This is a genomic window from Sphaerisporangium sp. NBC_01403 (genome assembly GCF_045040145.1).
Classification (GTDB): domain Bacteria; phylum Actinomycetota; class Actinomycetes; order Streptosporangiales; family Streptosporangiaceae; genus Sphaerisporangium; species Sphaerisporangium viridialbum.
The window spans coordinates 2,536,688-2,557,850 of sequence record NZ_CP109534.1 but is presented as its reverse complement, the minus strand read 5'-3'; the positions used below and the strand labels follow the sequence as shown (position 1 = coordinate 2,557,850).

Annotated in this window: 22 protein-coding genes; 15 read left to right on the top strand and 7 right to left on the bottom strand. The window is 72.5% G+C overall.

Annotated elements, in window-relative coordinates:
- Nucleotides 1–32 precede the first annotated feature (32 nt).
- Nucleotides 33–740, bottom strand: coding sequence for a TetR/AcrR family transcriptional regulator (locus tag OG589_RS11385; protein WP_405148515.1), 708 nt, complete (start codon nt 738–740; stop codon nt 33–35).
- Nucleotides 741–823: 83 nt separating this feature from the next.
- Here OG589_RS11385 and OG589_RS11380 point away from each other — a divergent pair, with 83 nt between their 5' ends.
- The 5 genes from OG589_RS11380 to OG589_RS11360 all read left to right on the top strand — a co-directional run bounded on the left by OG589_RS11380 (nt 824) and on the right by OG589_RS11360 (nt 5,961).
- Complete coding sequence (locus tag OG589_RS11380) at nt 824–1,999, top strand: carotenoid oxygenase family protein (RefSeq protein ID WP_405148513.1); 1,176 nt, start codon at nt 824–826, stop codon at nt 1,997–1,999.
- A 97-nt stretch (nt 2,000–2,096) separates the two neighbouring features.
- Complete coding sequence (locus tag OG589_RS11375; RefSeq protein WP_405148512.1) at nt 2,097–2,639, top strand: GNAT family N-acetyltransferase; 543 nt, start codon at nt 2,097–2,099, stop codon at nt 2,637–2,639.
- A gap of 121 nt (nt 2,640–2,760) precedes the next feature.
- Complete coding sequence (locus tag OG589_RS11370) at nt 2,761–3,402, top strand: winged helix-turn-helix domain-containing protein (RefSeq protein ID WP_405148510.1); 642 nt, start codon at nt 2,761–2,763, stop codon at nt 3,400–3,402.
- A gap of 1 nt (nt 3,403) precedes the next feature.
- The gene (locus tag OG589_RS11365; protein ID WP_405148508.1) at nt 3,404–4,147 is read left to right on the top strand and encodes an SRPBCC domain-containing protein; all 744 of its coding nucleotides are present in this window, start codon (nt 3,404–3,406) and stop codon (nt 4,145–4,147) included.
- Nucleotides 4,148–4,263: 116 nt separating this feature from the next.
- Nucleotides 4,264–5,961: an MFS transporter gene (locus tag OG589_RS11360; RefSeq protein ID WP_405148506.1), complete on the top strand. Its 1,698-nt coding sequence runs from the start codon at nt 4,264–4,266 to the stop codon at nt 5,959–5,961.
- A gap of 96 nt (nt 5,962–6,057) precedes the next feature.
- Here OG589_RS11360 and OG589_RS11355 read toward each other — a convergent pair whose 3' ends face one another.
- The gene (locus OG589_RS11355) at nt 6,058–6,411 is read right to left on the bottom strand and encodes a YciI family protein (protein WP_405152013.1); all 354 of its coding nucleotides are present in this window, start codon (nt 6,409–6,411) and stop codon (nt 6,058–6,060) included.
- A gap of 310 nt (nt 6,412–6,721) precedes the next feature.
- Here OG589_RS11355 and OG589_RS11350 point away from each other — a divergent pair, with 310 nt between their 5' ends.
- Nucleotides 6,722–7,384, top strand: a complete 663-nt coding sequence (locus tag OG589_RS11350; RefSeq protein WP_405148504.1) for a DUF6461 domain-containing protein — start codon at nt 6,722–6,724, stop codon at nt 7,382–7,384.
- A 3-nt stretch (nt 7,385–7,387) separates the two neighbouring features.
- Here OG589_RS11350 and OG589_RS11345 read toward each other — a convergent pair whose 3' ends face one another.
- From OG589_RS11345 to OG589_RS11330, 4 genes are all read right to left on the bottom strand, one after another.
- Nucleotides 7,388–7,573, bottom strand: coding sequence for a hypothetical protein (locus OG589_RS11345; RefSeq protein WP_405148503.1), 186 nt, complete (start codon nt 7,571–7,573; stop codon nt 7,388–7,390).
- A gap of 113 nt (nt 7,574–7,686) precedes the next feature.
- Nucleotides 7,687–8,436 carry an SRPBCC domain-containing protein gene (locus OG589_RS11340; RefSeq protein ID WP_405148501.1) on the bottom strand — a complete coding sequence of 250 codons (750 nt, stop codon included), beginning with the start codon at nt 8,434–8,436 and terminating at the stop codon, nt 7,687–7,689.
- A 1-nt stretch (nt 8,437) separates the two neighbouring features.
- Nucleotides 8,438–9,049, bottom strand: a complete 612-nt coding sequence (locus OG589_RS11335) for an ArsR/SmtB family transcription factor (RefSeq protein ID WP_405148499.1) — start codon at nt 9,047–9,049, stop codon at nt 8,438–8,440.
- A gap of 128 nt (nt 9,050–9,177) precedes the next feature.
- Nucleotides 9,178–10,749 carry a TIGR03086 family metal-binding protein gene (locus OG589_RS11330; RefSeq protein WP_405148497.1) on the bottom strand — a complete coding sequence of 524 codons (1,572 nt, stop codon included), beginning with the start codon at nt 10,747–10,749 and terminating at the stop codon, nt 9,178–9,180.
- 108 nt (nt 10,750–10,857) lie between these two features.
- Here OG589_RS11330 and OG589_RS11325 point away from each other — a divergent pair, with 108 nt between their 5' ends.
- The 4 genes from OG589_RS11325 (at nt 10,858) to OG589_RS11310 (ending at nt 15,783) form a co-directional block, all read left to right on the top strand.
- Entirely contained in the window at nt 10,858–12,033 is a 1,176-nt protein-coding gene (locus OG589_RS11325) for an MFS transporter (RefSeq protein WP_405148496.1), read from the top strand.
- Between the two features lie 118 nt (nt 12,034–12,151).
- A complete protein-coding gene (locus OG589_RS11320; protein ID WP_405148495.1) occupies nt 12,152–12,862 on the top strand; it encodes a TetR/AcrR family transcriptional regulator in 711 nt (236 codons plus the stop codon).
- A gap of 314 nt (nt 12,863–13,176) precedes the next feature.
- On the top strand, nt 13,177–14,118 hold the full coding sequence (locus OG589_RS11315; protein WP_405148493.1) for a DMT family transporter: 942 nt from the start codon (nt 13,177–13,179) through the stop codon (nt 14,116–14,118).
- Nucleotides 14,119–14,211: 93 nt separating this feature from the next.
- Nucleotides 14,212–15,783, top strand: a complete 1,572-nt coding sequence (locus OG589_RS11310; protein ID WP_405148492.1) for an MFS transporter — start codon at nt 14,212–14,214, stop codon at nt 15,781–15,783.
- Nucleotides 15,784–15,822: 39 nt separating this feature from the next.
- Here OG589_RS11310 and OG589_RS11305 read toward each other — a convergent pair whose 3' ends face one another.
- Nucleotides 15,823–16,641 (bottom strand): alpha/beta fold hydrolase, encoded by an 819-nt coding sequence (locus OG589_RS11305; RefSeq protein ID WP_405148490.1) that lies wholly within the window; start codon nt 16,639–16,641, stop codon nt 15,823–15,825.
- A gap of 122 nt (nt 16,642–16,763) precedes the next feature.
- Here OG589_RS11305 and OG589_RS11300 point away from each other — a divergent pair, with 122 nt between their 5' ends.
- The 5 genes from OG589_RS11300 to OG589_RS11280 all read left to right on the top strand — a co-directional run bounded on the left by OG589_RS11300 (nt 16,764) and on the right by OG589_RS11280 (nt 21,126).
- Nucleotides 16,764–18,116 carry a PLP-dependent aminotransferase family protein gene (locus OG589_RS11300; protein ID WP_405148489.1) on the top strand — a complete coding sequence of 451 codons (1,353 nt, stop codon included), beginning with the start codon at nt 16,764–16,766 and terminating at the stop codon, nt 18,114–18,116.
- Nucleotides 18,117–18,315: 199 nt separating this feature from the next.
- Nucleotides 18,316–19,083, top strand: coding sequence for a COG4280 domain-containing protein (locus tag OG589_RS11295; RefSeq protein ID WP_405148488.1), 768 nt, complete (start codon nt 18,316–18,318; stop codon nt 19,081–19,083).
- Nucleotides 19,080–19,292, top strand: a complete 213-nt coding sequence (locus tag OG589_RS11290) for a hypothetical protein (protein ID WP_405148487.1) — start codon at nt 19,080–19,082, stop codon at nt 19,290–19,292. Before OG589_RS11295 ends, OG589_RS11290 begins: the two co-directional genes overlap by 4 nt.
- A gap of 102 nt (nt 19,293–19,394) precedes the next feature.
- Complete coding sequence (locus tag OG589_RS11285) at nt 19,395–20,111, top strand: VIT1/CCC1 transporter family protein (protein WP_405148485.1); 717 nt, start codon at nt 19,395–19,397, stop codon at nt 20,109–20,111.
- Nucleotides 20,112–20,226: 115 nt separating this feature from the next.
- Nucleotides 20,227–21,126, top strand: coding sequence for a hypothetical protein (locus OG589_RS11280; protein WP_405152012.1), 900 nt, complete (start codon nt 20,227–20,229; stop codon nt 21,124–21,126).
- Nucleotides 21,127–21,163: the final 37 nt, after the last annotated feature.

The window sequence follows — 21,163 nt, the reverse complement described above, 5'->3', positions numbered from 1 at the left end:
CTGGGCATGGCGGGCACCACCTTGTTTCGCGGTCAGACGGTGCGCTCGCGCGGAAACCTCTCCCCCACGGACGGGTGCGGGCTCACGTCCTCGATCTCCTTCTTCAGCCGGCGGCGGGACGAGGCCACCGACCGGGTGGCGGACTCCACGGTGTCGCCGACGCCGACCATCAGGGTGGTCAGCTGGGCCTCGAACACCACGTCGGCGTTGCAGGGGTCGATGAGGTAGTCGCCCAGTTCGAGGGTCACCAGCCCGTGGATCGCGGTCCACAGCTGGTGGGCGACCAGCTCGGCGTCCCCTGTGCGGAACCGGTCGGCCGCGATGCACCGGTTCGCGCACTCCACCACGGTGGTCAGGGTGTACCGGCCGTACTGGCGGTCCTCCGCGGTGAGACAGAAGCCGGCCAGCGACGCCCCGCCGAACATGACGGCGTACAGGTGCGGGTTGGTGAGGGCGTTGTGCCGGTACGCCCGCCCGAACAGGGTCATGTCGGCGACGGGGTCGGAGGTCGTGGCGACGTGGGAGAAGTAGGCCTCGAGGCGGGCGAACCCCTCGTACACCATCTCCCGCACCAGCCCGCTCATCCCGCCGAAGTTCGTGTAGACGGCCATGGTCGAGCTGCCCGCCTCGGCGGCGATGCGGCGGGCCGACAGCGCCTGGGGACCCTCGTCGGCGAGCAGCCGTGCCGCGATGTCGACCAGGGTGGAACGTGTCTGCGGGTTCGATCGGCGTGGACTCACCTTGACAGTATGGCATAACACCGTTATTTTTTACATAACGCTGTTATGCCAGCTTGTCAGGCCTCACGAGGAGGTGCTCGAAAATGACTGTCACGGAGCACGTGGACCCGCTCAACTCCGGCCGCCTGCCCGACGACGAGCCGCTGCCCGTCGACGGCGTCCTCCCCCTCGGCCTCGACGGCACCTTCCTGTCGGCCTGCGCGCCCCCCGCCGGCTCTCACGTCTCGGCCGGCGCGCTGCTCTCCGGCGTGCGGCTCGGCGGGGGCACCGCCCGGTGGCACCGGGCCACCGGGGAGCCGGGCGGCCGGCCGCCCGGCCCGGCGATCTGGATCCGTCCCACCGGGCCCGCCGAGCCCCCGCCGGACGGGCCGTGCCGCGCGAGCGTCGCGCCGCCGGTCCGGGACCGCGCCGCGGCCGAGTGGCACACCGTCGCCACCTATCCGGGCCTCGACCTCGCCGAGCACCTGGTCATCGGGCCGGACGGCCGTGTGCTCGGCTCCCGGCCGTTCGCGCTCGACGGCGCCCCGCTCATGCGAGCGGTCGCGCTCACCGACCGGTTCGTCGTGGTGTTCGACCTGCCCGTGACGTACCGGCGGGCGGCGGCCATGATCGGCGAGGGGTCCCCGTACCGCTGGCAGCACGGCCGGCGGGCGCGCATCGGGCTGCTGCCGCGCCGGGCGGGCGGCGAGGCCGAGCCGCTGTGGTTCCCGATCGACCCCTGCTTCGTGACGGAGTCGGTGAACGCCCACGACGACGGCGGCCGCGTGGTCGTCGACGCCGTGCGCATCGCGCGGGCCTACGACACCCCCTCCTGGACCCCCGGCGACGCCGCCGGCACCTCGCGGGTGCACAGGTGGACGCTCGACCTCGCGAGCGGCACGGCCCACGAGCGCGAGCTGACCGGCGCCCTCGACCAGGCGTCGGTGGACTCCCGGCGGGCCGGGAGCAGGCACCAGCTGATCTTCGGCCACGCCCCCGGCGGCCGGGCGCTGGTCGGCAACGACCTCGCGGCCGACACCACCCAGGTACGGGCGCTCGCCCCCGGGTGGCGCGCGGGCCGTCCCGTCTTCGTCCCGCGCGGGATCGCCGAGGGCGACGGCTGGATCCTGGTCCTGGTGCGGAACGCCGCGCTGCGGCGCGCCGAGCTGCTGGTGCTCGACGCCCTGAACCTCACCGGCCGCCCGGAGGCCGTCGTCCACCTCCCGGGCACGCTCCCGGACGCCGGGCACACCACCTGGGTGCCCGCAGGCGACCACTGAACCACCTGGGTGCCCGTGCGCGACCGCTGAACCCGGCGTCCCGCGTCCGTCCCGGCCGCCGCGCGGGCTCCCGGCGGGCGTGGGCGATAATTCGTGAATGCTCCTGTCGACGGCCCGTCTGACCCTGCGCCGCTTCCGCGCGGGCGACGCCGTCGCGCTGGCCGCCTACCGCTCGGATCCCGGCGTGGCCCGCTACCAGTCGTGGGACGCCCCGGTGGCCGTGGAGCAGGCCAGGGCACTGATCGCGTCGTCGCAGACCCGGGGACCTCTCACGCCCGGATGGTTCCAGTACGCCATAGACCTGGAGGGCGTGCTGATCGGCGACATCGGCGTCAACCTGCACGCCAACCTCATGCAGGCGGAGATCGGGTTCACCCTGGCCCCCCGCTACCAGGGGCACGGGTACGCCACCGAGGCCGTGGGGCGCGTGCTGGAGCACCTGTTCGAGGACGAGGGCCTGCACCGGGTGTCGGCCGAATGCGACGCGCGCAACCTGCGCTCGGCCCGGCTGCTTGAGCGCCTCGGCTTCCGCAGGGAAGGCCTCCGCCGCGCTCACACCTGGAGCAAGGGCGAGTGGACCGACGACCTCCTCTACGGGCTGCTGGCCGAGGAGTGGCGGCGCCCTCCTTCCACCGCCTGACCTCCTGACCCACCCTCCGCCGGATCGGCTCAGCGATCACGGCGGCCTCCGTCATGCCTTCGTCGCAGCCGACAACTCCAATCGCCTTGACAAAAAAAATGTTCGGTGGGAACGTTGAGTCATGTTCGAAGTGGCGGTGATCGAAGACCCGGCGGCGGCCGAGGCCTCGCTGGACCCGGTGCGGTGCCGGCTGCTGGCCGAGCTGGCCCGGCCGGCCTCCGCCGCGACGCTGGCGGCCAAGATGGGCATGCCTCGGCAGAAGGTGAACTACCACCTGAAGGCGCTGGAACGGCACGGCCTCATCGAGCTGGTCGAGGAGCGCCGCAAGGGCAACACCGTCGAGCGGGTGATGGCCGCCACCGCGGCGTCCTACGTCATCTCGCCCGTGGCGCTGGCCGCCGTCGCCCCCGACCCCGCCCGCTCACCCGACCGGCTCTCGCCGCGCTGGCTGCTGGCCGTCGCCTCCCGGCTGGTGCGCGACGTGGGCGAGCTGGTCACCGGCGCCGCCAAGGCCCGCAGGAAGACGGCGACGTTCGCGATCGACGGCCAGGTGCGGTTCGCCTCCGCCGACGACAGCGCCGCCTTCGCCGACGACCTGGCCGACGCGCTCGCCGCCCTGGTGCGCGCCTATCACGACGAGACCGCCGGCACCGGCCGCGACCACCGCGTCATCGTCGCGGTCCACCCATGGGCCGGCGACCGGCCCGAAGAGACAGAAACGATCGACACCCGCGTGGTCGACACCGAGACAAGGGAGCTTTGAGATGCCGCACGACTTCGAGCTGCGCAAGCAGGTGACGCTGGAGGCGACGCCCGAGCAGGTGTGGGAGGCGATCGCCACCGGCCCGGGAATCGACTCGTGGTTCATGGGACGCAACGAGATCGAGCCCCGCGAGGGCGGCGCCACCCGGCAGTACTTCGGGGACTTCCCCGTGGAGGCCACCGTCACCGCCTGGGAGCCGTCCAAGCGGTTCGCGTTCAGGAGCGACAAGAACCCTGACGGGTCGTTCATGGCCTTCGAGTACCTCATCGAGGGACGCGACCAGGGCGGCAGCACCGTGCTGCGGATGGTGCAGAGCGGCATCCTCGGCGACGACTGGGACTCCGAGTACGACGCGCTGAACCGCGGCTGGGACATGTACCTGCACACCCTGGACCAGTACCTCAGGCACTTCCCCGGCCGGTCCGCGGTCGTGGTCTTCGGCGCGCGGCCGAAGACGGGCGGCGGCGAACCCGTGTCGCGGGTGCTCGAACGCGGGCTCGGCCTGACCGGTCCCGTGACCCAGGGCGAACCGGTCAGGCTCACCCCTGAGGGTCTCGAACCGATCGAGGGGGTCGTCGACTACGCCAAGCCCGGCTTCCTCGGCGTTCGCACCGGTGACGGTCTCTACCGCTTCATCCAGGGAATGGACGAGACGCTGGTCGTCGGGCACCACGTCTTCGCCGGTGTGGACCCCAAGGAGACCGAGCGAGCCTGGCAGGAATGGCTCGGCAGGCTGCTCCCCTGACGCCCCGGCTGCACCTCCCCCCGGCCCGTTCGCGCCCGGGATCCACCCCCCATACATGCGCCTGTCGCAGGCGCGGTCCGCTGTGTCGCGGACCACCGATCACGAAGGAATGTGCGATGAATGCGAACCTCGAGACCGGCCCGGGTTCACGGGCCGGGCGGCGTGAATGGATCGGGCTGGCGGTGCTGGCCCTGCCCACCCTGCTGCTGTCGCTGGACATCAGCGTGCTCTACCTGGCCCTGCCGCACCTGAGCGCCGGACTGGGCGCCGACTCCACCCAGCAACTGTGGATCCTGGACATCTACTCGTTCATGCTGGCCGGGTTCCTGGTCACCATGGGCACCCTGGGCGACCGGATCGGCCGCCGCAAACTCCTGCTCACCGGCGCCGCCGCGTTCGGCGTGGCCTCCATCCTGGCCGCCTACTCGGTCAACCCGCAGATGCTCATCGCCTCACGCGCCCTGCTCGGCATCGCCGGCGCCACCCTGATGCCCTCCACCATGGCCCTGATCCGCAACATGTTCAAAGACCCCAAGCAAATGGGCTCGGCCATCGGCGTCTGGTTCGCCTGCTTCATGGGCGGCATGACCCTGGGCCCCCTGGTCGGCGGCCTGCTCCTGGAGCACTTCTGGTGGGGCTCGGCCTTCCTGCTCGGCGTCCCGGTCATGATCCTGCTGCTCATCGTCGGCCCCCGCCTGCTCCCCGAATACCGCGACCCAGACGCCGGACGCCTCGATCTGGCCAGCGTCGCCCTGTCCCTCGGCGCGATCCTGCCCGCCATCTACGGCCTCAAAGAACTCGCCCGCACCGGCATCCACCCCACCCCCCTGGCCGCCCTGGCCGCCGGCATCACCCTGGGCATCATCTTCACCCTGCGCCAGCGCACCCTGACCAACCCCCTGCTCGACCTGCGCCTGTTCGCCAACCGCTCCTTCAGCGCCGCCATGGGCATCGGCCTGATGGCCGGCATCGTCATGGCCGGCGCCAGCCTGCTGTCCAGCCTCTACCTGCAAACCGTCCAAGACCTCAGCCCCATGAACGCCGGCCTGTGGCTCCTGCCCCAGAACATCGCCATGGTCATCGGCTCCATGGCCGCCCCCGCCCTGGCCCGCACCATCCGCCCCGCCTACGTCATCACCGCCGGCCTGCTCCTGGCCGCCACCGGACTGATCATCCACACCCAACTCGCCCCCACCGGCGGCCTGCCCTACCTGGTCACCGGCCTGATCCTCGCCTCCCTGGGCATCGCCTTCCCCATGTCCCTCACCATGAACCTCATCATGGCCTCCGTACCCCCCCACAAAGCAGGCTCAGCCGCCTCCATCAGCCAGACCAGCGGCGAATTCGGCATCGCCATGGGCATCGCCTCCCTAGGCAGCCTGGCCACCCTCATCTACCGCACCGACCTCACCACCCACCTGCCCACCGGCCTGCCCACCACCGCCGCCCACACCGCAACCGAATCCATCACCGCCGCCCTCACCACCGCCCACCACCTCACCGGCACCATCGCCACCGACCTCATCACCACCGCCCGCACCGCCTTCACCACCGGCCTCAACACCGTCGCCGCCGTCGGCGCCACCATCTTCATCCTCCTCGCCCTCATCTCCGCCACCATCCTGCGCAACAGCCACCAACCCACCACCACCCCCCACACCGACCACACCGACCACACCGACCACACCGCCGACCCCCAGCCCACCCACCAGCAGCCGAGCCGGCCCGCCACCACCGGCCACACCCAGCACGACCACACCCCCACCCACCACCCCGCCAAAGACGACCACCCCGTCCTGGCCACCATCGACTGACCCCCCCAACCCCGCAAAAACCGGAGCTGGGCGCCCACGGAACCACCCGTGGCCGCCCAGCTCCTTCCATATGCGCAGGTCGAACGCCTCGCGCGGTCACACCTCCATGTCGACCGTGTTGATGATCGGACGCACTTCCATCGCCCAGTACTTGGCGTCCGGCCAGCGGGCGGCGATCTCGATCGCCCGCTCAGCGCTCTCGCAGTCGACGATCAGGTAACCCGCGAACTGCTCCTTGGCCTCCGCGTACGGCCCGTCGGTGGTCGCCGGGATGCCGCTGCGCACCCGTACCGTGTGTGCCTGGGAGGCGTCGGCCAGCGCCGCGCCGCCCGCGAACTCCCCCGACCTGGTGAGCTCCTCGATGAGCGTGTCCACCTCACCCATCAGCCCGTCGCGTTCCTCCTCGGGCATGGCCCCCAGGATCGCCGGGTTGTTGTAGATCATCAGCATGTACTTCACGGGTTCCACCCTCACGGTCGAGGCCCCGGAGCGGGCACCTTCGGAGATAGGTTCGAGCAGGCGGCGAGTCTACGACGCCCCCTCGGGAATCGTGAGCGACGCGACAAGAGTGAGCGATCCGTCCGGCGGGTTCCCGTTCGTCGTACAGGTGACTTTGTAACTGGGAAGGAACTGGCTCTGGCTCAAAGTCCGAGTCCGTGAAGCGGTCAAGGACGGTGATCCAGAGCCGCTTGTCACCGCCATAACCATCGTGGTGGCCGATCTCGGCTGATTGTCGGCACGGCCTGCCACCATGGCCCGGATGACGACAACCGACCCCCTAGCCCCGTTCCAGTGGCTCAACGTGTCCGAGAACAAGGGCGGCGGCCCACTGGGCGTGATCTTCAGCGTGGCCTTCTTCCGCGGGCTCGACCCGGCGGAGGTGGTGCGCCGCTTCAGCTGCGACGAGGACTCCGGCCAGGAGTCGGACTTCGGCGGACTCGACGACAAGGCCTACGAGTTCGTCAACGAGACGGAAGGCGGTGATGGCGGTGGCTACGTGGGCGTCTTCCAGACCGGCGAGTGGTGCGTGGCCATTGAGCCCTACGGCTGGATGGTCACGCTCCACGAGGTGGTGACCAAGCTGTCGCGGGGCTGCGAGGTGCTGGCGGTCACCCGGCATGACTACGCCGCCGAGCACGGCTTCGAGTACGCGATCGATGGCACGATCGTCACCGGCTACCGGCTGCGGCACCCATACGAGCGTTACGGCTCCGACCCTGACCGGCTCAACGGTTTCATGCTGGAGCTGGGCATGGGGCTGGGCAAGCCGGAGGACGAGGCCGCGTGGGACGCCGCCTGGGAGGACAACTACTACACCGCCGTGCCAAGGGGCTTCGCCCTGGCGGAGAAGGTCACCGGGGTGCCGTTCACGCCGGACCTGCTCGGCCGCCCGATGCTCGTGGGGCCTATCAGGGAAAGATGACCATCAGGTGGTGAGCAGCACTCGTTTGCGGAGGAGGGGGAAGCCGGCCCGGCCGAGACCTTCACCAAAGTCCGGCTCTGCGCAGCGATCGTCGATCGGCTCACCTATGGCGGCAACATCATCGAGACCGGCACCCACTCTTACCGGCTGGCCCAGGAAGCTGAACCACCCGGCGACGAGCGCCGTCACCGGCGTCGCCGAGGACAGGGCTTCCCCATGCCCCTTCCCTGCCCCGGCACGACGTTCGCCCACCCCTGCACGGGGCGGGCCCGCCCCGTGCAGGGGTGGGCCCGCCGTGCCGGCTAGGCGAACGTCGTGGCGAGCCAGGACTTCCAGGCGCCCTCCGTGGCCTTCTCGTCCACGCCGGGCACGAAGCTGTGCTGCTCCACGACCACCGTGTCGCGGTAGCCGTGCATGAACGTGTACAGCGCGTCGCCCGTGCAGACGCTCGGGATGCTCGGGTAGTCGGCGCTCTCCACGACGCCCTCGGCCTTCGGGAGCCCGTCGACGGAGAGCACCACCCGGTCGCCCCGGGTGACCTCGCCGGTCAGGCCGAGCGCGCTCTTGAACGCCTCCCACACGCGGTCCTGGTCGGGCACCTGCGGGCCCGGGATGAGCGTGTTGAACGTCGAGGTGCGGCCGGGGAAGTGCTTGAGGTAGGCGGCCAGCTTCTGCAGGTACATGCCGTCGCCCTTCTTGAGGGCGTCGTACTGGGCCTCCCAGTCGTCACTGAGGAACCCGCTGTGCACCAGGCGGAGCGCGGTGCTCCCCCCCTCGCGGCCCTCGATGAGGTAGTCGAACGCCATGAACGTGCCGTCCGGCAGCTCGTCACTCTGGTAGGTGAACCGCTTGGAGGGCTCCCAGGCGGTCACGGTGGAGGTGTAGGTGGTACCCCCGATGCTCTGGGTCACCGTGCCGCCGTCACGCCGCTGGACGTCGTTGCGACCCATGAACCACGAGTCGATGCCCGGACCGGTGGAGATGGCCTCCCACACCTGCTCGGGGGTCGCCTCGATCGCGATCTCCGCACGCACCTCGAATTCGCGCCGCATATTACAACTCCTTGGTCGGTGTCTCGTGTCCGTCGTTTTCGACCTTTTTGGCCGTGATGCTTGGGTGGACGGCGACGATGACGCGGTGGTCGCGCCCGCCTTCGGCCGTCTCGTCGTGATACTTGCTCACCAGAGCGGTCACCGCGCCGGCCAGCTCCTGGGCGAAGGCGGCGCGGTCGGCGGCGGTGGCGAACCGGATCTCGCCGTCGATCGCGAAGGTCGCCACCTTCTTGCGGGCCTTGGCCGCCCCCGTGATGAGCTCGCCGACGTCGCGTACAAGCCGGGCCGCGACCGCGAGCAGCCAGCGCGCCGACAACTGGTCGGGCGACCGCGACGGGTCGGGCTGCACGTCGGCCAGCGCGACCGGCGAGATGACGTACGACGCGGCGGTGGCGCGCATCACCCGCTCGGTGACATTGCCCTTACGCCGCTCCTCCACCAGCTCGACCAGGCCATGACGCTCCAGGGCCTTGAGGTGGTAGTTCACCTTCTGCCGAGGCAGGCCCACCCTGGCCGCCAGCATCGTGGCCGACCTGGGCTCGGACAACTCGGCCAGCAGCCGCGACCGCACGGGGTCCAGCGAGACCTCGGCCGCGGCCGGATCCTCAATCACCGCCACATCCAACATGCCGCAACACTCTCAGCGACAATATTGTTCGTCAAGGTGATCGAAATCGTCGGCATGGCGACCGGTGGCGGCACACCCGGGAAGGCCCGGCCGGCGGCCGGTGACGTGAGAGATCAGCCGACGGCGCGCCCGAGGTAGGCGGCGAGGCGGTCGGCGGCGGTGGCGCCGGGAGGCGCCTGTCGCTCCGGGGCGAACGAGCCGCCGGGGGTCCGGGGCAGTTCCCCGTAGATCGCCCGCACGGCGGGCAAGATCGCCTCGGCGACGTCCGGCGCGAGGTCGGCGGGCCGTCCTGTCGCCGTGGCCAGGTCCCAGCCGTGCACGAGCATCTCGATGACCACCTGCTCCACCAGCCGCCAGCCGGGCGCGGGCCCGAACCGCTCCTCCAGCATCCCCGGCCTGCCGAACGCCGCCATCGCCGCCCCCGCGGCGGCGCGGAAGGCGGCCACGTGGTCGCCGCCGAGGTGGTCGGCCGTGAAGTCGGAACGCGGGCTCCCCTCGGCGAGGCTCGTCCACATCAGGTTCTCGTACACCAGGTGGTTCAGCAGTGCCCGCACGTCCCAGCCCTCGCAGGGGGTCGGGTCGCCCATCTGCCCGGGGGCCACGGCGGCGACGAGCGCGTCCACCTCGGCGAGGGTCCGGGCGCAGCCGTCCAGAAGCCAGGCCGGGCCGCTCGCGGACGTGTCCGCGTCGAGCGTCTCGGCGATGCCGTCGGCCCGGGCGCCCGGCTCGGGGTTCGTCCGCAGCGCGGTGATCAGCCACTGGCCGGGCCCCGCGATGCTCGGGCGCACCGGCCGGCCGTTGATGACGCACATCAGCTGCCAGTACCGCTCGGCGCGGGCGTCGGCCGCGATCTCCAGCTGCTCCAGCAGCCGCCGGCGGGCCGCCGCGCCGTCGCCGCCCGGCCGGAAGCCGGTGGGCGCCTGCGACGGCAGCCAGGCCTCGACGACGCCGGCCACGACCGGGTCGGCCGCCGGGGAGTCCGCGGCGATCCCCGCGGCGATCGCCTCGGCGACCCGCCGCACCCACAGGTCGGTGAGGTCCGCCGCGTCGTGCTCGCCGGCCGTCTCGGGACCGCCCGGCGCGTGCTCGGCGGCATAGGCGGCCATGCGGCGCATCGCGGCGCGCAGAGCGGGGTCGCCGATCAGCCCGCCCAGCTCGATCCAGGCGTCGACCTGCTCGGGCGTGGGATCCTCCGGCAGGTCGGGGGTGACGGCGAGAAGCCCCTGCCGGTAGGTGGAGTGGTCGAGATCGCCCATCGTCTCCGCCACGAAATCATGGATGATCGCGTTGCGCTCGGCGGCGGACAGTCGCGCCAGGTTGGTCATCAGGGTGAGCTCCTCTGTGGTGGGCCTTCGGCCGGTGACCGATCGCAGCACGGCCTGCTGCAACCGGAGCGTGCGGATCCGTACCTCCAGCGCGTCGGCGTGGGCCGCCGCGACCTCGGCGAGGCCGCGCTCCCGGTTGACGACGTCGCGGATCGCCGCCATGCCCATGCCGAGCTCGCGCAACGTCCGCGCGAGCTGGAGCCTGGCCACCGCCTCGGTGTCGTAGAGGCGGTAGCCGGCCGGGGTGCGGCCGGCCGGGGGGACCACGCCGATGTCGGACCAGTGGCGGATCAGCTTCACCGACATCCCGGTTCGCTCCGCCAGCTCTCCGATGCTCAACAGGACGGTGTCGTCGTGCACGCGTCCCAGCCTCCTGTCTCCCACGATGGGAGAGTCAACACCACCCTCCGCGGTCCGGCACCTGATCACGTCCTTTCAGGAAAGAAACTTGTCTGTTAGCTTTCTCGGGTGGACTCTCGCGCGGTGAGCAGGGCCCGGGTGGCGGTCTCGGTCACCTTCGCGGTCCACGGGGCGGTGACGGGCAGCTTCGCCACCCGCATCCCCTGGTTCCAGGACCACCTGCACGCGGGACCGGGCGAGCTGGGCCTCGCACTGCTGGCCCCGGCGGTCGGGTCCCTGGTGGCGATGCCGATGGCCGGGCGGATCATCCACCGGTTCGGCGGGCGGACGGCCACCCGGTGGCTCATCGCGATGTGGTCGGCCGCGCTGGCCCTGCCCGCCCTCGCGCCGAACCTCGCCGTGCTGTGGTTCACGCTCCTGCTGTACGGGGCGGTGGCGGGCATGAGCGACGTCGCCATGAACGCCCAGGGAGTGGTGGTCGAGCAGCGGCTGGGACGTTCGATCATGTCGGGGCTGCACGGGATGTGGAGCGTCGGCGGGCTGGCGGCGGGCGGCGTCGGCGTGCTGGCCGCCCAGTACGGGCTGGACGCCCGCGTCCACCTGGGCGCCATGGCCGTGGTGCTGCTGGCGGTGGGGGGCGCGATGGGGCCTCTCCTGCTGGACATCCGGGCCGAGGAAGGCGAGGCCGCTCCCCCGAGGTTCGTGCTGCCGTCCCGGCACGTGCTCGTCCTCGGCCTGATCGGCTTCTGCGCGGTGTTCGCCGAGGCGGCCAGCCAGGACTGGTGCGCCGTCTACCTGAGGCAGGTCACCGGGACCTCGGCCGGGGTGGCGGCCACGAGCTACACCGCGTTCGCGTTCACCATGGCCGCCGGGCGGCTCTGCGGGGACATGGTGGTGCGAAGGCTCGGCGCGGTGACGACCGTGCGGATCAGCGGGCTGCTCGCCACGCTCGGCGGAGCCCTGGTCGTGTTCGCCCGCACGCCCCTGCCGGCGATCACCGGGTTCATGCTCATCGGGCTCGGGGTGGCGGTGGTCGTGCCGCTGGTCTTCGGGGCGGCCGGCAACGCGGCGCCGACGCCGGGCGAGGGGGTGGCGGGCGCGGCGACGATCAGTTATACGTCGGGCTTCGTCGCACCCAGCGCGATTGGCGGCATCGCGGCGCTCAGCAGCCTGTCGGTCTCGTTCATACTGGTCACGGCCCTCATGGTGGCGGTGCTGATGAGCGCGGGGGTGCTGGGGCGCCACCAGGTCTCCAGGGAGCCCGAGTCGGCCACGGCCGCCTGACTCTTAATTTCGCCTCGTCGCGGAAGTTATCGTTCATCACTTTTGCTAGAGTGGCGTGCGTACGGCTCGTCCGCCGGGAACCGGCGGGCGCGAGTCTGGACGGCGGAGGGAGACGGTCGTGACGCCGACGGACGGAGGGCCCCGGGCCCGCTACCGCGAGCAGACGCGCGGGGAGATCAAGGAGATCGCCCTGAGGCAGCTCGCCGAGGGCGGCCTCGCGGCCATCGCGCTCACCCGCATCGCCAAGGAGCTCGGCCTGTCGGGCCCAGCCCTGTACCGCTACTTCGCCAGCCGCGACGATCTGGCCAGCGCCCTGATCCGCGACGCGTACGACGACCTCGCCGCGGCCATCCGCCGGGCCGCGGAGTCCTCCGCCGGGCTGCCTCCCCGCGAGCTGCTGCGCGCGCTGGGAGGCGCCTACCGCGCCTGGGCCCTGGACCAGCCCCAGCGCTACCTGCTGCTCTACGGCTCGCCGCTCCCCGGTTACACCGCTCCGCCCGACACCCTGCTGCGGGCGCGCGCGGCCCTCGGGCCCATCCTGCGAGTCTTCGAGGGCGGGCGGCCCGGCCCCGCGGTGCTGCCGGTGGTCCGGCAGATGGAGGCCTGGGCAGGACGCGACGCGCAGGTCGCCGGCTGGGTGGCGGAGTACGTCAAGGACGCGGCGAGCACGGCCGGATGCGCGCTCGCCGGAGCCGTGATGTCCTGGACGCGCATGCACGGTGTGATCAGCCTGGAGGTCGAAGGCCAGTTCACCGGCATGGGACACGACCCGCGAGCACTCCTCGACGCCGAGGTCGACACCCTGGCGGAGACGTTCGGCCTCGACTGACACCTCCTCGCGAGCCCTTCCGCGAACGCGCGCGGCCGCAGCCAGGCGCTCTAGCGGCCACAGCCGGGCGCTCTTGGGGAACGTCCGCGTCACCTCCGCCCTCGTGGCAAGGCCTCGGCGGCGGTGCGCCGGGGGACGGGCCGGGGTACGGCACCAGGGGGTGAGCGGGGAACGCGGCCCCTGACCGGGACGGGCGCCAGGACACCCTTCCCCGCGACCTGGATCGCGGGAGGTGGCGACGGCCGCGCGTCCCGGGCCGGGTCGCGTAGTGCGTGCGGGGATCGGGGCCGAGGTTCCGGATCGCGGGGGGGTTGATGAGTGCGCGTGCCTGGGTGGCGTTCGCGGTGGTCTCGGTGCTGTGGGGGATCCCGTACCTGCTGATAAAGGTCGCGGTCGACGAGGGCGTGCCGCCCGGGTTCGTGGCGTGGGTGCGTGTCGTGCTGGGCGCGGTCGCGCTGCTGGTGTTCGCGCCGCGTGCCGGGGTTCTGGGCGTGTTGCGCGGCAGGACGCGCTGGGTCGGCGTGTTCGCGCTGAGCGAGATCGTCGTGCCGTTCCCCCTGATCGCGATCGGGGAGCAGCACGTGTCATCGTCCCTCACCGCCGTCCTCATCGCCGCCGCGCCGCTGTTCGTCGCCTTGCTTGCCCTGCGCTTCGACGCGAGCGAGCGGGTGCGGGGCAGGCGACTGGCCGGGCTCGTCATCGGGCTGGCCGGGGTGGTGGCGCTGATGGGGGTCGACGTCGCGGGGCGCGCGGCCGAACTCTTCGGCGCCCTGGCCATCCTCACCGCCGCCCTCTTCTACGCCACCGGCCCGATGGTGCTGAAGCGCCACCTGTCCGGCGTCGACTCGCGGGCGTCCATGGGCGCGACCCTGATCGTGGCGTCGCTGCTGCTGTCCCCGGCCGCCGTGCTGACGCCGCCCGCCACGATGCCCACCCCGCCGGCGATCGCCGCGCTGCTGGTCCTCGGGCTGCTCTGCACGGCCGCCCCGCTCGTCCTGTACAGCGTGCTCATCGCCGAGGCGGGAGCCGGTCGCGCGGTTCTGATCACGTATGTGAACCCGGTCGTGGCGGTGGCGCTGGGCATGGTGGTCCTCGGTGAGCGGCCAGGGGTGGGGGCGATCCCGGGATCCGTGCTGATCCTCGTGGGCTCGTGGCTGTCGGGTGGCGGCCGGCTGCCCTCCCGCCGCCGGGAGACCGGTCGCGTCGCGGACGCGCTCGACGCGACTCCAGGAGGCGCTCCGCCCGGCGGCGCGTAGAAGACCGGTCAGCGGATGGTGCGTGGACGGTCAGCGCCCTGGCCGAGGCTGCGAGCAGGGAGATCCCCGCACCTGACGCACAAGGAGCTCGACATGACCGACATCAACCCCAAAGCCGGGCGTAAGGAGTGGATCGGGCTGGCCGTGCTCGTGCTGCCCTGCCTGCTGGTGTCGATGGACATCAGCGTGCTGTTCTTCGCGCTGCCGTTCATCAGCGCCGACCTCGCGCCGACCGGCGCCCAGCAGCTATGGATCATGGACGTCTACGGGTTCGTGCTGGCCGGGATGCTGATCACGATGGGGTCCCTCGGCGACAGGATCGGACGCCGCAGGCTGCTGATGATCGGGGCGGGAGCGTTCGGCGTCGCCTCGGTCGTCGCCGCGTACTCCACCGGCGCCGAGGTGCTGATCGCCACCCGCGCGCTGCTCGGGCTGGCCGGGGCGACGCTGATGCCCTCCACCCTCGCGCTGATCCGCAACATGTTCCACGACGGCGGCCAGCGCAAGACCGCGATCGCGCTCTGGACCGGGGGCATGACCGGCGGCGCGGTGATCGGCCCGATCGTCGGAGGGTTCCTGCTGGACCACTTCTGGTGGGGTTCGGCCTTCCTGGTCAACGTGCCGGCCATGGTCCTGCTCCTGGTTCTCGGGCCGATCCTGCTTCCGGAGTTCCGCGCCCCCGCCTCAGGCAGGTTCGACCTGGTCAGCGCGGTGCTCTCGCTGGCCGCCGTGCTGCCGGTGATCTACGGGATCAAGCAGACGGCCGTGGACGGGATCCGGCCGCTCCCGGCGCTCGCCGTCGTCGCGGGCCTGGCGGCGGGCGCGGTGTTCGTCCGCAGGCAGCGCACCAACGCCGCCCCGCTGATCGACGTCGCACTCTTCCGGCACCGGACGTTCAGCGCCTCGCTGGCCGTGAACGTGGTCACGATGTTCGGCTTCATCGGGATCACGCTGTACACCAACCAGTTCATGCAGCTCGTGCTCGGCCTGCGTCCCTTCACCGCCGCGCTGTGGTCGCTCATCGTGATGCCCGCCGTCGCGGCGGCCATCGCGGTCTCCGGCATCCTGGCGAGCCGTGTCCGCCCCGCCTACGTCGTCGGCGCCGGCCTGCTCGTCACCACCTCGGGGTTCCTGGTGCTGGCGTGGGTGCGGGTGGACTCACCGCTGTGGGTCGTGCTCGTCGCCGCCGGGGCGGTGGCCGCCGGCATCCTGATGGTCGTGACCCTGACGTCGGACCTGATCCTCACCGCCGCTCCCCCGGAGCGGGCCGGTGCCGCCTCCGCCCTGTCGGAGACCGGCAGCGAGCTGGGCGGGGCCCTCGGCCTGGCGATCCTGGGCAGCGTCGGCGCCGCGGTCTACCACCACCGGATGGCCGAACCGCTCCTGGCCGGGCCGGGCCTGCCGTCCGAGGCGCTGAGGGCGGCGGGCGAGACCCTCGGCGGGGCGACCGCCGTGGCGGCGCGGCTGCCCGGTCCCGCGGGCACGGCGCTGCTGGACGCGGGAAGGGAGGCCTTCACCCAGGGTCTGAACGTCACCGCGGGCGCCGGCGCCGTCGTGATGGCCCTGGCCGCCGTTCTCGCCGTCGTCGTCCTGCGCCGCCTGCCGGCCGGCCAGGCACCGGCCCCGCAGGCCGCTCACCATCGCGAGCCCGTCGCCCAGCCGTGACCGCGTCCCCGTGCGCCGGGGGGCGCGGGGGCGGCGTCCTCACCCGCCGGGGACGGCCGCGCGGCCGACGGCGGCGAGCAGACCTCGCAGGGCGCCGTCGAACTCCGCGGGCCGCTCCAGGTTCGGCATGTGCGCGGCGCCCTCGACCACGGCCAGCGTCGCCCCGGGGATGCGCCGGCTCATGAACTCCGCGTCGGCCACCGGGGTGAACTCGTCGTCCCGTCCGACCACGACGAGCGCGGGCACCGAGACCTCGGCGAGCAGATCGCCGTAGTCGGGACGCTCGGCGCGCCCGCGCAGCGCCGCCGCCGCGCCTTCCGGGGGCGCGCCGCGCATCATGCCGAGCACGTGCGCGGCCACCTCGGGCAGCGCCTCGATGTTGTACGGGGCGACCATCTTCGGCAGCACCTCCTCGGCGTAGGGCCGCATGCCCTCGCGAAGGAGGCGGTCGGCCTGGGCGGCGCGCAGCTTCCTGCCCTCGCCGGTCTCGGCCTGGGCGAAGGTGTCGGCGAGCAGCAGCCCGCGTACCCGGCCTGGGAACAGGCGGTAGAACTCCATCACGATCTGGCCGCCCATCGACAGCCCTCCGATCACCACCTCACCCAGCCCCAGGTGATCGAGCAGCGCGGCGATGTCGCGGGCGAACGTCTCCAGCGGGGTCTTCCCGGGTACCACGGTGCTCTCGCCGTAGCCCCTCAGGTCCGGCGCGATCACCCGCAGCTCCGGGCCGGCGAGGGCGGCGACCTGCGGCGCCCACATCGAACGGTCGAACGGGTGGCCGTGGACCAGCACCAGCGGCGCACCCCGGCCCTGGTCGTCGTACCCGACGGTGATCCCGTTCACCGAGGCCCTGCTCACGATGCCCACTTCCTCCCGCGTCGGCGCCCGCGCGGTCCCGCGCTGACGGCGATGCTAGGCCGGGCACTCAGGTCAGTGCAATACAATCATTGCTCTCGGTGCAATCCAGCACTTTGCAATCGATGAGGTGCCTGATGGAGGACTACCGGCTGATCGCCGACGCCGTGGCCGCCGACATCGCCGCCGGGCGGCTGCGCCCGGGAGACCGGCTCCCGCCGCAGCGCGCGTTCGCCCGGCGGCGGGGCATCGCCGGCTCCACGGCCGCCCGCGTGTACCGCGAGCTGGCCGGGCGCGGGCTCGTGGTCGGCGAGGTGGGGCGCGGCACGTTCGTACGGGCGGGCGAGCGGTCACCCGGGCCCGCGCTGGTCGAGCCGGGAGGCGCCCGCGTCGACCTGGAGCTGAACTACCCGATCGTGCCCGAGCAGCACGCCCTGCTCGCCGAGGGGCTCGGCCGCCTGCTGCGTCCCGACGTGCTGGCCTCGGCCCTGCGGCCGGTCGGCGCGTCCGGCACGCCCGGGGCCCGCGACGCGACGGCCCGGCTCCTGGCCCGCGGCGGCTGGGAGCCCGACCCGGCGCGCGTGCTGTTCGCCGGGAACGGCCGCCAGGCCATCGCGGCGGCGGTCGCCGCGCTCGTCCCCGCGGGAGGGCGGCTCGGCGTCGAGGCGCTCACCTACCCGGTGGTCAAGGCCATCGCGGGCAGGCTCGGCGTCACCCTGGTCCCCCTCGCCACCGACGAGGCGGGGCTACGGCCCGACGCGCTCGCCGCCGCGCACCGGCGCGCCCCGCTCGCGGCGGTCTACCTGCAACCGACCCTGCACAACCCGCTCGCCGTCACCATGCCCCTGTGGCGGCGAGCCGAGCTGGCCGCCACGCTGCACGACCTCGGCCTGTGCGCGATCGAGGACTCCATCTGGGCCTTCCTCCACGAAGGGGACGAACCCCCGCTCGCGGCGCTGGCGCCCGAGCACACGATCCTCCTGGACAGCCTGTCCAAGCGGCTGGCCCCCGGCCTGACCCTCGGGTTCGCGGTGACGCCGCCGTCCCGCACCGCGCCCGTCACCGCCGCCCTGCGATCGGGGGCGTGGACGGCGGCGGGGTTCGCGCTCGACGCCGCGACCCGCTGGATGGGCGACGGCACGGTGACCGCCATCGTGCGTGCCAAGCGTCACGACGCCGCCGCCCGCCAGGAGGTCGCCCGCCGCCACCTTTCCGGCTTCACCGTGCTCGCCGACCCGCATTCCTACTACTGCTGGTGGGAGCTGCCCGAGCCGTGGCGCGCCGAGACCTTCGTGGCCGCCGCCGCCCGTGAGGGCATCGCGGTCACCCCGGCCGCCTCGTTCGCCGTCGCGACCCGGAGCACGCCGGCGGCGGTGCGGGTCGGGCTGGCCTCCCCGCCGGTGGACGTGCTGTCCCGGGCCCTGGAGGCCCTGGCCCGGCTCGCCCGCGGCACTCCCGAGGACGCCGCCGCCGACTGAACCGGTCACCATGGGCCTTCAGCCCTGCCGGGTGGCCCGGCGTCGGGCGCGCCGTCGCCCAGCGTCGTGAGGTCCGCCGACACGGCGGGGAGGGCGGCCGAATAAGGCCCGACTTCCTTTGACACACCCGATTCGCCCGATTACCTTGGCGGGAGAAACACTTGCTATAAAAAACAGCTGCTACATTCCGGGAGTCCAGGTGCCGGGCGCGACATGGGGCCTGACGGCCTCCACCTTCACGGCCTCGTTCGTGGAGTTCGTCGAGGCCCTAACCATCGTCCTGGCCATGGGCGTCACCCGGGGGTGGCGATCGGCGCTGGCGGGCACCGCCGCCGCGCTCGTGGCCCTCGCCGCCTTCACCGCCGCCGCCGGGTACGCCCTGAGCACGTGGCTTCCCCCCGCCGTCCTGCAGCTCGTCGTCGGCACCCTGCTTCTCATCTTCGGCCTCCAGTGGCTGCGCAAGGCCGTGCTGCGCTCCTCGGGCCTGAAGGCCAGGCACGACGAGGCCGAGGAGTTCGCCGCGCAGACCGCCGCGGCGCGGCGGGCGGCCGCGGACAGCCGCTTCGGCGTCGACGCCTTCGCCTTCGTGGTGTCGTTCAAGGGGGTCTTCCTCGAAGGCGTCGAGGTCGTCTTCATCGTGATCACCTTCGGCACCGGCGCCGCGAACATGGGGGCGGCGGTGGGCGGCGCGGCGGTCGCCGGGGTCCTGGTGCTGATCGCCGGTGCCGTCCTTCACCGGCCGTTGGCGATGATCCCCGAGAACACCCTGAAGTACGGCGTGGGCCTGCTGCTGGCCGGCTTCGGCACGTTCTGGGCCGTCGAGGGGCTCGGCGTGTTCACCGAAGGCGAGAGCCTGGCCTGGCCGGGCGGCGAGTGGGCCATCCCCGTCCTGGTCGCCTGCTGGCTGCTGGTCTCGCGCGCGCTCGTCCTGGCGCTTCCCCGTCTCAAGCTGGAGGCCGCCCAATGAGGTTCCTCAAGGCATTTGCACGGTTCTGGTATGACTTCATCATCGGCGACGACTGGAAGATCGCGGTCGCGGTGGTCTCGGCCCTGGCGTTGGCGCTGGCCGCGCTGCTGCTGGCCGGGCTCAGCGGCACGGCCGCCGCCGTGCTCGGCGGGGTGCTGCTGGCCGGCTTCTTCGTCATCAGCGTCGTCGTCGACGTCAGGCGATCGTGACGTGGTCCCGGCCACGGGCGCATGGCCGTAACAGTTGAAAACCGGCACGGACGCCGCCGGGCCGCAGCGGGCAGGGCGGCCCCGGCCTGAAAGGAACCCCCGATGACCTCCGTTTCCGTGCACGCCGCCGAGGTGCACCACAACCACAGGGACGTGACCGGCGGCTGGCTGCGGCCGGCGGTGTTCGGCGTCATGGACGGGCTGGTCTCCAACGCCTCGCTGATCGCGGGTGTGGTGGGCAGCGGCGCGAGCACCCCGGCAGTCGCGATCACCGGGCTGGCGGGGCTGGCCGCCGGAGCCTTCTCCATGGCCACCGGCGAGTACACCTCCGTACGCTCGCAGACCGAGATGACCCTGGCCGAGATCGCGGTCGAGCGCCGGGAGATCGCCAGGAACCCCGAGGCCGAGGAGCGGGAGCTTGCCCTGCTGTACGAGTCCCGCGGCCTGACGCCGGAGCTGGCCGGCGAGGTGGCCCGCCAGCTGCACGCCCACGACGATGTCGCCTGGCGGGTCCACGCCCGCGAGGAGCTCGGCGTCGACCCCGACGACCTGCCCTCGCCGTGGGTGGCGGCCGGGTCGTCCTTCCTGGCCTTCGCGCTGGGAGCGCTCATCCCGCTGCTGCCGTTCCTGCTCGGCTTCGGCTCGGTGGTAGCGGCGGCGGCGCTGACGGCCGCCGGGCTGTTCGGCACCGGAGCGCTCGTCGCCCGGCTCACCCGCAGGTCCTCGGTGTTCGGCGGCGCCAGGCAGCTGCTGCTCGGCGCGGCGGCCGCCGCCGTCACGTACGGGATCGGCCACCTCGTCGGCACGGTCATCTCCTGACCCCTTCGCACCGCGCCCCAAGGGGAAGGGGGTCAGGTTAGGGGGGCCGAACGGCCTCCGACCGGCCGGTCTTTCGGCATCGTGGCTCATTGTTGTCTATTGTTTCGACGTGCCGATGAAAGAGAACGACTTCCAGGTCGCCATGCCGCCGCTCCAGCCGGACCGCTCGGTGCTGGTCGTGGCACCCCCGGAAGACGCGCCGGGCCACTGGGCGGGCGCGCCGAGCTCCGTGCTCAGCGACGGTGTGATCTACCTCGCCTACCGCCTCCGCCGGCCGGTCGGCGAGGGACGCGGCTACGCCATCGTCGTCGCGCGCTCCCTCGACGGCGAGCGCTTCGAGACGATCTACACGCTGGGCCGCGAGGAGGTCGACACCGAGTCCCTTGAGCGGCCCGCCCTCGTGCGCACCCCCGAGGGCACCTGGCGGCTGTACATCAGCTGCGCCACCTACAACACCAAGCACTGGCGGGTCGAGGTGCTCGAAGCCGACGACCCCTCGCGGTTCGACGCCACGCGGCGCGAGGTCGTGCTGCCCGGCGACCCGAAGACCGGGGTGAAGGACCCCGTGATCGTGCACCACGACGGCCTCTGGCACCTGTGGGCCTCCTGCCACCCGCTGGCGGACGCGGGCGAGGAGGACCAGATGGTCACCGACTACGCCACCAGCCCCGACGGCCTCGAGTGGACCTGGCAGGGCACCGCCCTCAGCGGGCGGTCGGGCTGCTGGGACTCGCGCGGCGCCCGGGTCACAGCGGTGGTCCGCACCGGCGGCACGATCCTCGCCACCTACGACGGGCGGGCCAGCGCCGCCGAGAACTACGAGGAGCGCACCGGGCTCGCCGCCGGGGCCGAGTTCTCCACCCTGACTCCCGTCGGCACCGAGCCGGTCGCCCAGTCACCGTACGGGGGGCTGCGCTACCTGGACATCCTCGACCTGCCCGGCGGCGGGCAGCGCGTCTACTACGAGCTCACCAGGCAGGACGGCGCGCACGAACTCCGCACCGAACTCCGCTGACCGGGTGGCGCGGGCCGCGGCCCGCGCCACCGTCCAC